Consider the following 13673-nt stretch of genomic DNA (forward strand, 5'->3'; position numbering starts at 1 on the left):
GCGATGAAACGCTTCCTCGTGGTGCGCGAGTCGATCCTGGACGTCATCGCCGAGTCGGGGCGGGAGCGCGAGCTGCCCGGCGGCAGCCCGGCCAATGTGGCCGTCGGCCTGGGCCGGCTCGGTCACGACGTGGGCCTGTGGACGCACATCGGCGCCGACCCCTCCGGCGACCTGCTGTGTGAGCATCTCACCAGCTCGGACGTGGACCTGCTGGCCCCGATCACCGGTACGAGCTCACGGGCACTCGCCCGGATCCAGCCCGACGGATCCGCGCGGTACGACTTCTCCGTCGACTGGCCACGATGGCCGGGCGGCCCGGCCCCGACCGTGTCCGCACACCACCTGCACACCGGTTCGATCGCCGCGCTCATGACACCCGGCGGCGGCGACGTCGAGCAGCTCCTGCGCGACCGGCGTACGACCACGACGATCAGTTACGACCCCAACATCCGCCCCTCGCTCGTCGGCGAGCCGGACGACTGCCGCGCCCGTGTGGAAGGCATCGTCACCTCCAGCGACGTCGTCAAAGCCAGCGACGAGGACCTCGCCTGGCTCTACCCGGGCATGCCGGCGTTCGACGCCGCACGACACTGGCTCACCCTGGGACCCGCCCTCGTCTGCGTGACGCTGGGCGCGGACGGCGCCTTCGCAGTCGCCGGCGAGTCCCACGTCTCGGTCCGGCCGGTCCCCGTCACCGTCGTCGACACCGTCGGTGCCGGTGACGCATTCATGGCCGGCCTGCTCGACGCCCTGTGGGACCGGCGGCTGCTCGGCGCCTCGGCACGCCCACGGCTGCGGGCCGTCACCACCGGCGACATCCGCCGGGTGCTCTCGCACGCCGCACTCGTCGCGGCCCTCACGGTCACGCGTGCCGGGGCCGCACCACCTACCAGGGAGGAACTGCCCGCATGAGATGGCCACTGACCTTCGCGATCGCCGCGCTGGTGAGCCTGACAGCACCGGCGTCGGCGGACGCCGCGGCCCGCTGCACGAGTGCGCTGAAACCCGGCGATCACACACTGCCGGTCACTTTCCAGGGCCGGCAGTATCCGGTGAACGTCTACGTACCGGCGGGCGCGCGGGGCGCCGCGGTCATCAACCTGCACGGCACGCAGAGCACAGGCGCCGGTCAGCTCGAGTACAGCGACATGAGGTCGACGGCCGACGCCGGACGGTTCCTGGTGCTGGCGCCCTCGGGGGCGATTCCCGCCGCCGGCGGTTTCGCCTGGAACGTCCCGGGAGTAGGCACCCCGCCGGCCGGCGCCCGCGACGACGTCGCCTTCCTGGACCAGGTCATCACCACCGCGACCACGTCGCTGTGCGTCGACCGCACCCGGGTGTACGGCACCGGCTACTCCGGCGGCGGCCGGATGATGTCGGCTTTCGCCTGTCACCGGCCGCACCGGATCGCCGCCATCGCACCGGTCGCCGGCCTGCGAGCCGGCCGGCCGGATCCGGTCGACACCTCGAAGCTCGATCCGCTCTCGTGCACGCCGGGCCGCGCCGTCCCCGTGATCACGTTCCACGGCCTGCAGGACGCGACCAACCCCTTCCCGGGTGGCGGCTCGCCGTACTGGGGCTACTCCGTACCGGCCGCGCAGCAACGCTGGGCACAGATCAACAAGTGCTCGGATCGGCCACGGACGACCACCGTCAGCACGAACGTCTCGAAGGTGTCTTACCAGCGCTGCCGCGGCGGGGCGGAGGTCGTGCTCTACACCATCGCGAACGGCGGGCACACCTGGCCGGGAACCTCGGTGGACAACGGCAACGGCACGGTGACGCACGAGATCAACGCCAACCGGCTGATGTGGCAGTTCTTCGAGCGGCACTGAGCCTTGCGCCATATCGATCATCTGCGATGATGGGAGCGCTCCCAAACCCGAGGAGATCCCATGCGCAATCTTGTCGCCGCGTTCACCACCGCCCTCCTGCTCGGCGCGACGGCCGGCAGCGTGCCGGCCGTCGCGGCGGGTGCCGCCCACCGCGGCTCCTGCACACGCGACCTGCTCTTCTGCGAAGACTTCGAACGGCTGCCGCCCGGCGGTCCCAGTACCCTGAACTGGGGCGTGGACACGCGCAACGGCACGCTCGCCGTGGAGCGGGCCCGCCGCGGTAATCAGGTGCTGCACGTACACACCCTCGACAACGGGCGCGCCTTCCTGCGCGTCGACGACTTCGCCGCGCCGGGCAACCGCTTCTACGGCCGGATGCGGCTGCGCGTCGACGCCTTCCCCACCGCTCCCGACTGGGCACACTTCACGCTCGTGGAGGCGACCGGCACCGGCAGTCCGGAGGTCGTCCGCCCGATCGGCGGCCAGTACGCGCCCACCGTCCCCGGCATCTTCTGGGGCGTCGGCGCCGACGGCGGCCCGACCGGCGACTGGACCAACTGGCGCGAGTCCGCGCCGGTCACCGAGGACACCTGGCAGTGCTTCGAGTGGCTGCTGGACCCGGCGGACAACCGCGTCACCGTCTGGATCGACGGGACGGCGAACCCGGAGCTGACCGCCTCCACCACCGAACACGGCGGCAACGACGTTCCCTTCATCCTGCCCGCGGTGAACACCGTGAAGATCGGCTGGCAGCTCTACCAGGGCGGCACCACGCCGGGCGAGTTCGATCTCTGGATCGACGACATCGCGCTCTCCACCAAACGCCTCGGCTGTTGAGCGGCCCGGCCGATGCCGTGGTCGAGGTCAGCCCTTTCCGGTACGGGTGACCGGCCATCCCTGACTACGGAAGCCTTCTAAGCCCGGCCCGGCCCGGCACGGCACGGCACGGCCCGGGAGGCGGTGACAGCCATCAGGCACAGCCGGGTCCGCTTTTCCGGCCTGTTTGATCATTCGGCTGTGCGCGAGGGCTGCTTGGCGGCACTTGAAGCAACCCTGGCGCCCAGCCGGCCCGCAAAACTCTGCCTCGTCGACCACCGAGCTAGGAACAGTGGCTGATCCACACCACACCGGCCATGCCCGGACGGCCAGACGGCAGCCACCGGCTGACCGCAACCAACCCGGCCAACCGCAAGCACTAGCGGGCTGCCGGGCACCGCTTAAGCGCGGCCGCCGGGAAGCTGTGCGTGCTGTTTCCCGGCGGCCGCGTTGGGGCCGCGCCCGGCAGCCCGCTCGCGCTGGGAGAGCAAGGACATCCGGTCACCCGTACGTCAAAGGCATGCCCTCAATCAGGCGGCGGGATACGCCCGCACGTCATCGACGATCAGCTGGCCGGAGTCGCCACCGCCCAGATAGACGGACAGCTGCGTGACCTTCTGCAGATCGAGATCCCCGCTGGGCGCCCACGGCGGTTGCGCGAACGACGTGAACGGCACCCGGACGACCCCGGACCCGCCTCCCGCGGGCAGCGTGTGCTCCCAGTACACCCCGGCGGCGACGAACTGGATCGTGATGCTCGCTTGTGTACCGGATCGATCCAGCCACAACTCGATGCCCTGCTGGCCCCACAGGTCCACGGCGCCCGCGAAGGTCCGGGTGACGCCGGCATAGCCGGCCGCGCCCGCAGTGACGTCGAGTCGCATGGCCCGGCCTGCACCCGTGGGTGACGCCACGAGCGAGGTCGTGACCGGATCCCCGCCGGTGTTCCGCACGTACGCCGCGGTGAGCGAGGCGTCGTCGGCGTACCCCTCGTAGTCGTCGATCGTGGCCGGCGCCGTCGGCACCGCCCGGGTGGTGAAGGTGCCGGCCGGTGCGGTCGTGCTACCGGCGGCGTTCGTCGCCCGCACCCTCCAATACCAGGTCGTCGCGGGGTCGAGATCCCGCGCCGACGTGAAGGTCGGTTCCGCCAGCCCGGTCACGCTGATCTCCGGGTCGCTCAGATCCGCGTTTCGGGAAACCGTGAGGGTGTAGTAGCCCGCACCGGCGGCCGGAGTCCACGAGTAGGTCCGGGGTCCGATGACGCCGGTGGCCCCGGAAGCCGGTGTCACCAGTTCAAAGGGAGCCGGCGCGCTGTTCACCGGCGCGGGGTCCGCTGCCCACAGGGTGGCCCCGGAGACGCCGGTGCGCTTCCCGGTCCAGGCGATGCGCACGTGGTCGGCGTCCGCTGTGGACGCGGTGACCGTGAACCCGGACGAGCCACGCCGGTCGACGTCGGCCCGGACGGTACGCCAGGTGGTTCCGTCGTCCGACACCTGCACCTTGACGTCGGGACGCTGCGCTGCGAGCACCTCGAACCGGACCCGGCGGGTCCCCGCCCGGTGCCAGCTCACCCACGCTTCTCCCGTGCCGGTCGGCCGGACGACGGCGCGGTCGTCGCCGGGTTGGATCTCGACGCCGGCGTGCCCGGCGGCGATGTCGAAGGTCTCCAGCGGATCGGTCAGGACCGTCTCGCGGCCTCCGGCGTACAGCGCCGGTGAGGACGCGCCGCCGGCGGGCACGACGCGGTACCAGGCGTCACCGGGAGCGGTGAGATCCGTCCACGGTGTGTCGTTGTCGGTGAGCAGCCCGCTGTGCGCCGCCTTCCAGGGGCCGTGCGAAGTCCGGGCTCGTTCCACCCGGTAACCGGTGGCACCGGCCGCGCCGCGCCACTCCACGATGTTGAGGCCACCCCGCTTCGTGATCGAGGTGATCAGCGGGGTGCCGGCCGGCCGTCGCGCCGCCGAGGCGCCGAGAGCCTCGGCGTACGCGATCTGCGCCTGGTTCGCCGCGGTCATCCGCTCGTCGTCGCCGGGGTAGTGGATGGTGAACCCGTCGTCGTGCTGCACGAATCCGTGGCGGTCGTGGTGCCCGAACAGCGACCACGACAGCATCCCGGTGACGTTCCGGTCGGCCACCAGGGGGTCGAGCAGGGAATCGCTCGCGGCGGTGGAGGCGTACTCCCCCGCGATGTAGACCTTGCCGGAGGCGGCGACCGTGGCGGCGTCCGCCCGTATCTTCGCGGCGGTCGGCGGGTAGTAGTGCACGTCGACGATGTCGACGTCCGGGGCGGACAGGGTGTCGGGGTCGATGTCGAACCGGCGGCCCGCGGCGATGAGCTGGCGCGGCGCCCACTTCGCAAAGAGCGAAGCGTTGGTGTTGATCCACTCAGGCGTCATGCCCTCGAGTTCGTTGCCGAGCTCCCACGCCATGACGGCCGGGTCGTCGACCAGACGCTTGCCGGTCAGCGGGTTGACGTGGTGCATGACGTGCGACACGTACGCCTGGTAGTCGGCGATGACCCGCGGATCGGTGTAGAACGCCGAGTCCGGCAGCCCGTACGGTTTCGTGAAGTCCGCGTGCCCACCGTGGTAGTACGCCCAGTTGTCGGTGAGCGGCACGATCAGCCGGAGACCGATCTTGCCGGCGTAGGCGATCGCGTAGTCGGTGGCACGGAACGCCTCGTCGTTGTAGCCGGCCTCCTTCGACGGAAGCAGGGTCTTCGGGTGCCCGGACGAGACGAACATGTGGGACCGGACCACCGTCATCCCCATCGCCTTGGCGGTGTCGAGCGCGTCGCGGATCCGGAAGTAGGTCGGGTAGTCGACGCCGCCCACGTTCTCGTCGAGCCCGAGCCAGTAGATGTTGGTCCCGGCGAAGCGGAACTGCCGGTCCCCGATCTTGAGCTGGGTGCCGTCCCTGGTGACGAAGCGGTCACCGCCGGCGGCGGCCGGCGACGGGGCGGCGGCCACGGTGGTCAGGAGGGTGAGGACGACTATCGCGGCACGGAACACTCTCATTCGGCACTCCCACTGCGTAGGACGGACGCCAGGTCGGTGAGCACCCACGGGTCCTTGACCGAGCCGGGGTCGAGCTCGGCCGGGGCGCGTACGTGCAGGGTGGTGGACTCGCCCGGCAGCAGCGTGACGAAGCCCTTGTCGACGACCGCGCCGGGGTGCACGCGGTCGGGTTGCAGCAGCACGTCGCGGGCCAGCCCGGTGGCGTGCACGGTCACGTCGAGGCCGCCCGGAACCTGCTCGGCGGTGACGGTCAGTCCGGGATCGGCGAACTCCTCGGCCTCGAACCACAGGGCCCGCTGGTCGTCCAGGCAGGCCACCAGCAGGTCACCGTTCGGCACCGGGATCAGCGCGACCGACCGGGGCGCGACCTCGACCTTCTCGATGATCGAGTAGACCAGCCGGCCCGCGGTGTCGCGCCGTTCGATGCGCAGCGGGCCGGTCCACGGTTCCGCGTGGTCGTTGAGGACCGCCACCACGAGACCGCCGTCGCGGCGCTGGATGGTCAGGGCGCGGTCGGCGTACATCTCGCGCAGCGCGAAGTAGAGCGGTTTGTACCGGCCGGCGCCGTCGATCGCCGCCCAGGACGTGACCGGCCACAGGTCGTTGAGCTGCCACACGATCGTCCCGGCCGTGTGCGGCCAGTGCGAGCGCCAGTGCTCGACGCCGGTACGCACCGCGCGTACCTGATTGAGCTGGGTGAGGTAGTGCCAGGCCTCGGTGGATTCCGGCGCCGCGAAGTGCGGCGCCAGGCCGCGCGCCAGCTTGCCGTTGCCGTCCTCGGCCTTCTGGTGGTGCAGCACGCCGGGCGAGTCCGGCAGCATCGGCTCGTCGGAGATCGCGTCCCGCAGGGTGCGCCAGGCCGGCGGTGCCTGCCAGCCGAACTCGGCGACGAACCGCGGTGTGGAGTCGCGGTAGTGCAGGTAGTCCTGCCGGTTCCACACCTCCCAGGAGTGGAAGGTCTGGTGGTCCGGGTCGTTCGGCTCGTGCTCCCAGGAGCCGGACCACGGGCTGCCGGCCTGGTAGGGCCGGGACGGGTCGAGCTCCGCGACGATCTCCGGCAGAACGGAAAGGTAGTACTTCTCGCCCCAGCTCAGGTCGTCGGGCCAGCTCATCGCCCCGTGCAGCCATAGGTTCTCGTTGTTGCCGTTCCAGGTGATCAGGCTGGGGTGCGGCGACAGCCGGGTCACGTTGTCGCGCGCCTCGGCGACCACCTCCGAGTGGAGCGGCTCCTCCTCCGGGTAGCAGGCGCAGGCGAACAGGAAGTCCTGCCAGACCAGCAGCCCGAGCTCGTCGCACACCTCGTAGAAGGCGCGATCCTCGTAGATGCCGCCGCCCCACACCCGGATCAGGTTGACCCCGGCGTTCGCGGCCTCGCGCAGCCGCAGTTCGTAGCGTTCGCGGGTCATCCGGGACGGGAAGATGTCGTCCGGGATCCAGTTGACGCCCTTCGCGAACACCGGCTCGCCGTTGACGTGGATGACGAAGCGGGTGCCGGCGTCGTCCGGCGACCGATCGATCTCGACACTGCGGAATCCGGTGCGCCGCTCCCATCGGTCCAGCTCACGGTCGCCGTCGAGCAGCACCACGGTCAGCGTGTAGAGCGCCGGTTCGCCGTAGCCGCGCGGATTCCACGGCGTCACCCCGGGGATGTCCAGCGTCGCGCGTACCGCATCGGTGTCAAGATCAAGCGAGGTGATCTCCCGGCCGTCCAGGAGGATCTGCGCGCGCAGCGCGCGATCCTGAGTGCGCTCGATCTCGCAGGTCAGGTCCAGCTTTCCGGCATTTTCGGCGTACGTGCAAAGCGGACGCACCGCCGCGAGCCGTGCCGTGCTCCAGCCCTCGAGCCGGACCGGTCGCCAGATGCCGGCCGTGACCAGCGTCGGTCCCCAGTCCCAGCCGAAGCTGCACGCCATCTTGCGGATGAACTGGAACGGCTCCGGGTAGGCGTTGGCGCGCGGCCCGACCAGGCTCTTCACCCGCTCGGCCTCGGTGTACGCGGAGGTGAAGTGCACGCTCAGCGGCTGCGGTCCGGCACCGACCAGCGAGGTGACGTCGAACCGGTAGGTGCGGTGCATGTTGCGGGTCTCGCCCAGCGTGGTGCCGTTGAGGTCGACGCGGGCCACCGTGTCCAGGCCCTCGAAGACCAGGTCGATCCGCTCGTGCTCGGGGCCGTGCCAGGCCACGTCCCGCTGGTATGTCCAGTCGGCGCGGCCCACCCAGGCGACGGCGAGCTCGTTGTCGTCCAGGAACGGGTCCGGGATGCGGCCCTGCCGGAGCAGGTCGGTGTGCACGCTGCCGGGCACGGTCGCCGGGACGGCGACACCGTCGCCGTGCAGCTCCCAGGAGCCGGACAGATCTTCCACTGAGGTCATTTGGTCGCTCCCGCGGTGACACCGTTGTAGATGAAGCGCTGCAACAACAGGAAGATCACCACGGTGGGGATGATGACGATCATGGTGCAGGCGGCGATGGTCTCCCACTGCGCTCCGTACGGGCCCTTGAACCGGAACAGCGCCGTGGAGATGACGTTGAGGTCGGGCGATCGCATGTAGAGGAACGGGATGTAGAACTCGTTGTAGATCGCGATTCCCTTGATGATCACCACGGTCGCGATGGCCGGCTTCATCAGCGGCAGGATGACCTTGCGGTAGATGGTGAACCGGGACGCGCCGTCGATCATCGCGGCCTGGTCCAGGCTGGGCGGGATCGACTGCATGAACTGCAGGAAGATGTAGATCGAGATGATGTCCGTGCCCATGAACAGCACGACGGCCGACCAGGGTGTGTTGACCAGGCCCATCGACTTGACGATCTGGTAGGTCGCGACCTGGGTGGTGACGCCGGGAACCAGCGCGGCGACCAGGAACAGGCCGAGGATCAGGCGCTTGAACGGGAACCGGAAGCGATTGATCGCGTACGCCGCGAGCGTGCCGACCGCGACCGTGCCGACCAGCGAGACCACCAGGATGAGCGTGGTGTTCAGGAAGCCGCGCAGCATGTGGCCCTCGGACCAGGCGGTGACGAAGTTGTCGACGTTGAACCAGTTCCGCGGCGGGGTGAGCGGCCCGCTGGTGCTGTACTCCTCGCGCGTCTTCAAGGAGGCGAAGAGGACCACCACGAGCGGGACGAGGACCACCACCGAAGCCAGCACCAGGGAGGCGTACTTGGCGGTGCGAGCCACGTGCCTCATGACAGGTTCACCTCTTCGTCGGGGAGGAGCCGGCGCTGGACCCAGGTCATGACGAGGACGATCAGCAGCAGCACGACCGCCATGGCCGAGGCCAGGCCGATCTGCCGGAACTGGAACGCCGTCTCGTAGGCCTGGACGACGAACGTACGGGTGCCGTTCGCGCCGCCGGTCATGATGAACGGGATCTCGAAGACCGCGAGGCTGCCGGAGATCGCCAGGATGAAGGAGAGGCTGATGATCCGCCGGATGCCCGGCGCGATGATGTGCCGGAACTGGTGCCACCGGTTCGCGCCGTCGATCTCCGCGGCCTCGTAGATCTCGCCCGGGATCGACTGGATCGCGCCGAGGAACAGCACGAAGTTGAGCCCGGTGAACCGCCACACCGACGTGCCCGCCAGCGAGAGGTTCGCGATGTCCGGGTCGCCCAGCCAGAGCCTGGTGTGCTCGCCCAGCCCGATCAGCCGCAGCACCGTGTCGAGGGTGCCGTCCGGCTGGAACAGGTAGAGGAAGACGAAGCCGACCGCGACGCCGTTGAGCAGGTAGGGGAAGAACAGGATGCCCTTGAACAGATTCCGGAAGCGGGTGTTGAACGACAGGATGACCGCGAAGTACAGGGCGATCGCGATCTGTGCGAACGACGCGATGAAGTAGTAGAGGCTGATCAGGAAGACCCGCCAGTACCGCTCGTCGGTGAACACCCGGACGTAGTTGTCCAGGCCGGCCGGGTCCATCGTGACGTCCAGGCCGTCCCACTTGTGGAAGCTGTAGAACAGCATGTTGCCGACCGGCACGTAGGTGAACGTGATCAGCAGGATCAGCGCGGGCGCGACGTACAGCCACGGGCTGTGCCGGAGCCGGCGCCGGGGCGGGCCGGACACCCGGCCCGCCATGACGGCGGGCCGAGTACCGGGAATGACCTGACCGGTCACTGCATCACCTGAGACTGGGCGGCGCTCCACCGCTTGTTCAGGTCGGCGAAGTACGACTCCTTGTCGCCCTTGGCGGCACCGCGGGCGATGTCGACCAGCTTCTGCCGGTAGATGTCACCCTTCAGATCGATCTCCGACTCCTTGATGATCTCGTCCTCTTTGCCGGCGTTGGTGGTCGCCGCCGGAACCTCCATCAGCTCGACGCCGGTGGCGGTGAAGTCCTGCAGCCCCTTGGGCAGCTGCTGGTCCACGGCCGGCGGGATGGCCTGCTGGTCCGCGGCGAAGCCGGACTCGTTGACGAACCAGTCCAGCCAGGCCCGTGCGGTCGCCTTGTTCTTGGAGTTCTTGCTGACGGCGGCCAGTTTGTCGCCGTCGATGGCGGCGTGGAACTTGCCACCGGTCTGGTAGGGGAACGGCCAGAAGGCGATGTCCTCGGGGTTCGCCTTGGCGGCCTTGGCGGCGTCCTGCATCTGCGGGACGGCCCACGAGCCGAGCAGCATGGTGGCGACCTTGCCGGTGGCGATCATCGGCTTGGAGCCTTCCCAGTTGGTCGTCAGCGGGTCCTTCTCGCTGAGCTTCTGGTTCACCACGTCGTACAGCAGGCTGTCGGTGAGGTACTGGATCTTGCCGGGCTGCCAGGGCTCGGCGTCGGCCGGGAAGGTGTCGTTGATCTTGGGATCGGCGAGGACGGCGCGGTGGTTGTTCCACTCGCTCAGCGGCCAGCCGTCCTTGTAGTTGGTGTAGTACGGGATCGCGTCGGTCTTGTCGGCGATCGCCTTGAGCCCGGCCAGGAACTCCTCCGGCGTCTTCGGTGGCGCGGTGACCCCGGCCTCGGCCCAGATCCGCTTGTTGATGACGAAGCCCTTGGCGATGCCGCCCAGCGACAGTCCGTACCCCTTGCCCTCGTACACCCCCGGGTCGATGAACCGGTACTTCGCCTTGAGCTCGTCGACGGTGCCCAGCGGCTCGAAGAACTGGCTGTACTGGTCGATGGCGACCACGCTCGGGATCAGCAGCACGTCGCCGTAGTCACCGCTGCCGAGCTGGGTGGTGACGTCCTCCTCGTAGTTCGTCACGCCCTCGAAGGTGACCTTCGTACCGGGGTACTTGGCCTCGAACTTCTTGGCGTACTCCGGCAGCTTCGTGGTGACCAGGTCGGTCCGGTTCGTCAGGACGGTGATGTTGCCCTTGACGTCGCCGGAGAAGTCGCCGGTCGTTCCGGTGTCCTCGCCCGCACCGCCGGTGCAGCCGGTCACCAGAGCGAGTGCCGCAACCGCACCGACACCGAGGAGATGCCTTCTATTGATCATCGCGTACCTGTCCTGATCGGCTCGATGAGGGCGGATGCGTCACCGCCCGTTGAGCGCAAAGCATGGTGTGGCGTTACGGCGCTGTCAAGGTTAGATTACTAATTTAATTGATGCTGCCGCAGGTCACGGCACTGCTAACCGAGCTGGTCGGGATTCGAAGATCATTAAGGGACGGGTACGGTAACGGCCGGGCGGAGTCGCCGCTCACAGCACGAAGCGGAGACAACGACCGCCATGGCACGTCGAGAAACGCCCGCGGCAGGGCCGGGAAGCCGCGCCCTGATCGTCGATGTCGTCCGTTCCGCGGTGACCATCAGCCGCGGCGAACTGGCCGACCTGACCGGGCTCACCCAGCCGTCCATCTCCAACATCGTGCGCGACCTCATCGCCGACGGCATCATCCACGAGATCGGCTCGGCCGGATCGGCCCACGGCCGGCCCCGCAAGCTCATCGCCATCAACCCGGGCAACCGGTTCGGCGTCGGATTCCACCTCGGACCGGACACCGTCACCTGCGTGGCGATCGATCTCACCGGCGGAGTGGTCGGCCGCGAGGTCGTACCCCGGCTCCCGGACGAGATCTGGCCGGCCGAGCGGCTCGCCGCGCGATTCGAGGACTTCACCGAGTGCCTGGACCTGTCCCGGGACCGCGTCGAGGGTCTCGCGATCGTGGCGCCGGCCTCCGCACCCGAACTGAGCGAGCTGCGCCCCGAACTGATGGAGCGCATCGGCGTACCGGTGCTGGTGGAGAACGACGCCGCGGCCGCGGCGCTCGGCGAGTTCTGGAGCCGCCGGGTGTCCCGCGACCAGTCGTTCGCATCCGTCTACCTGTCCACCGGGATCGGCGCCGGGCTGGTCTTCGGCGGCGCGCTGTTCCGCGGGGCGAACTCCGGCGCCGGCGAACTCGGCCACATGTCCATCCGCTTCGACGGGCGCCCGTGCCCATGCGGCAGCCTCGGTTGCGTCCAGCAGTACGCGTCCACGAGCGCCACGGTGAAGGCCGCGCGCGAAGACCCGGAACTACGGGCACGACTGCCCCTGGACGGCACCGAATCGAGCGCCTATGACGCGATCGCCCGGGCCGCCGTGAACGGCGATCCGGCCGCGTGCGCGGTCCTGGAGCAGGCGGCCGACTACCTCGGCATGGCCGTCACCTCCATGGTCAACGTCCTGGACCTCGGCCGTCTGGTGCTCACCGGACCCGGCGTCGCGCTGGCCGGCTCGGTCTACGCCCGCCGGTTGCGCGCTCACCTCGGCCGGACCGCGCACTCCCGGCAGCGCCACGGCCTGTCCGTGGAACTCTCCGCACAGCCACGCGACGCGGCAAGCATCGGCGCCGCCGTACTCGTGGTCCAGGCCGCCGTCGCTCCCGGCCACACGGGATAGCAGCTTGCCCGGCTGTGGTACATCTTCGATTTTCGATCGGCGCACGGGGGTGGCCGATCTGCGCGGTGACGCCGCACCTGTTCGCCACTGTGCCGACCTGATCCTCCATGCGCGGCCACGTACGCGTTAAAAGGGGGAAAGATGACAAACGTCAAGAAGCTCGCACTCGCCGCGGCCTGCGCGGCCGGTGTCCTCGCCGGCCCCGCGCCGGCGGCGGCCGCACCGCCGGCCGTGACCGTGCTCCCGTTCAGCAGACCGGCCGATGTCGTCTCGACCGGCGACCGCGTCTTCATCAGCGGCGGCCGGGACGCGTCGCAGATCGTGGTCACCGACGCGGCCGGCACGGTGACCGGCTCCCTCGACGGCCTTCCCGGACCCACCGACCTCCAGTTGAGCAACGACCGCCGGGTCCTGTTCGCCGCCCTGCCGGCGGCCAACGCCATCGCCGCCTTCGACACCGCGTCGCTGCAGGAGACAGCGCGCTACTCCACCGGCGCGGGCGCCTGCCCGTCCACCCTGGCCATCACCGGCCGCTACCTCTGGTTCGGATACGGCTGCGGCCAGTGGGACAGCAACATCGGCCGGGTCGACCTGCGCCGGCCGGCCGTGGCCACCGGCCTCGCCGGGCAGACCTTCTTCGTCCCGCCGCTACTCGCCGCCGCCCGCCTCAACCCGGGCGTCCTGCTGGTCGGCGAGCCCGACCCGTCCCCGTCACGACTGCTGGCGTACGACGTGGGCACCGGCGGCACGCTCACCCTGGTCGGCCCCCCGGCCGGCGTTCCCAACCACGAGTTCCTGGCGGACATCGCTCTCGACCCGGCCGGGGCGACGGCGTACACGGCCGCCGGGTTCCCGTACCTCGTGCAGGCGTTCGCGATGACCGACCTGACTCAGCCGGTTCGCACCTACGACACCGGGCCGTACCCGGCCGCCGTCGAGCTCTCCCGCAACGGCCGGCGGATCGCCGCGGCGGCCCAGACGCCCACCGGTCCGCATCTGTTCGTCTTCGCCGTCAACGGTTCCGTGATCGCACAGACCGACCTGTTCGGACAGGCTCGGTACCTGGTCTCCGGCGGCCTGGCCTGGGCGCCGGACGGCCAGCGGCTCTACGCCGTCACCTACAACGACGCCGACCCGGCCGTCCGGGCCGAACTGCACGTGTTCACCGTGTCGGCCGGCTGAGCCGACTC

Annotated in this window: 10 protein-coding genes; 5 read left to right on the top strand and 5 right to left on the bottom strand. The window is 69.6% G+C overall.

Translation table 11 applies throughout. The features are described from left to right. Positions 1–3 precede the first annotated feature (3 nt). The 3 genes from I4J89_RS20010 to I4J89_RS20020 are packed head-to-tail and all read left to right on the top strand — an operon-like array spanning position 4 to position 2672. Positions 4–912 (top strand): PfkB family carbohydrate kinase, encoded by a 909-nt coding sequence (locus tag I4J89_RS20010; RefSeq protein ID WP_196415526.1) that lies wholly within the window; start codon positions 4–6, stop codon positions 910–912. Then, on the top strand, positions 909–1835 hold the full coding sequence (locus I4J89_RS20015) for an extracellular catalytic domain type 1 short-chain-length polyhydroxyalkanoate depolymerase (RefSeq protein WP_196415527.1): 927 nt from the start codon (positions 909–911) through the stop codon (positions 1833–1835). Before I4J89_RS20010 ends, I4J89_RS20015 begins: the two co-directional genes overlap by 4 nt. A gap of 60 nt (positions 1836–1895) precedes the next feature. Continuing rightward, a complete protein-coding gene (locus tag I4J89_RS20020; RefSeq protein ID WP_196415528.1) occupies positions 1896–2672 on the top strand; it encodes a hypothetical protein in 777 nt (258 codons plus the stop codon). A 509-nt stretch (positions 2673–3181) separates the two neighbouring features. On the opposite strand, the gene I4J89_RS20025 is transcribed toward I4J89_RS20020, so the two are convergent. Genes I4J89_RS20025 through I4J89_RS20045 form a run of 5 tightly spaced genes read right to left on the bottom strand, consistent with a single transcriptional unit; the run spans position 3182 to position 11097 of the window. Next, positions 3182–5668: a carbohydrate binding domain-containing protein gene (locus tag I4J89_RS20025; RefSeq protein WP_196415529.1), complete on the bottom strand. Its 2487-nt coding sequence runs from the start codon at positions 5666–5668 to the stop codon at positions 3182–3184. Next, positions 5665–8040 carry a glycoside hydrolase family 2 protein gene (locus I4J89_RS20030; RefSeq protein ID WP_196415530.1) on the bottom strand — a complete coding sequence of 792 codons (2376 nt, stop codon included), beginning with the start codon at positions 8038–8040 and terminating at the stop codon, positions 5665–5667. Before I4J89_RS20030 ends, I4J89_RS20025 begins: the two co-directional genes overlap by 4 nt. Further along, on the bottom strand, positions 8037–8858 hold the full coding sequence (locus I4J89_RS20035) for a carbohydrate ABC transporter permease (RefSeq protein WP_196415531.1): 822 nt from the start codon (positions 8856–8858) through the stop codon (positions 8037–8039). Before I4J89_RS20035 ends, I4J89_RS20030 begins: the two co-directional genes overlap by 4 nt. Continuing rightward, positions 8855–9787 (bottom strand): carbohydrate ABC transporter permease, encoded by a 933-nt coding sequence (locus I4J89_RS20040; RefSeq protein WP_309238387.1) that lies wholly within the window; start codon positions 9785–9787, stop codon positions 8855–8857. The genes I4J89_RS20035 and I4J89_RS20040 overlap by 4 nt, the downstream gene beginning before the upstream one ends. After that, positions 9784–11097, bottom strand: coding sequence for an ABC transporter substrate-binding protein (locus tag I4J89_RS20045; RefSeq protein ID WP_196415532.1), 1314 nt, complete (start codon positions 11095–11097; stop codon positions 9784–9786). The genes I4J89_RS20040 and I4J89_RS20045 overlap by 4 nt, the downstream gene beginning before the upstream one ends. Positions 11098–11331: 234 nt before the next feature. Here I4J89_RS20045 and I4J89_RS20050 point away from each other — a divergent pair, with 234 nt between their 5' ends. Together I4J89_RS20050 and I4J89_RS20055 are read left to right on the top strand one after the other, a co-directional pair. Continuing rightward, positions 11332–12483, top strand: a complete 1152-nt coding sequence (locus I4J89_RS20050; protein WP_196415533.1) for an ROK family transcriptional regulator — start codon at positions 11332–11334, stop codon at positions 12481–12483. 141 nt (positions 12484–12624) lie between these two features. Further along, entirely contained in the window at positions 12625–13665 is a 1041-nt protein-coding gene (locus tag I4J89_RS20055; protein ID WP_196415534.1) for a YncE family protein, read from the top strand. Positions 13666–13673 lie beyond the last annotated feature (8 nt).

Origin of the sequence: Actinoplanes aureus (assembly GCF_015704865.1) — a bacterium.
Lineage (GTDB): Bacteria > Actinomycetota > Actinomycetes > Mycobacteriales > Micromonosporaceae > Actinoplanes > Actinoplanes aureus.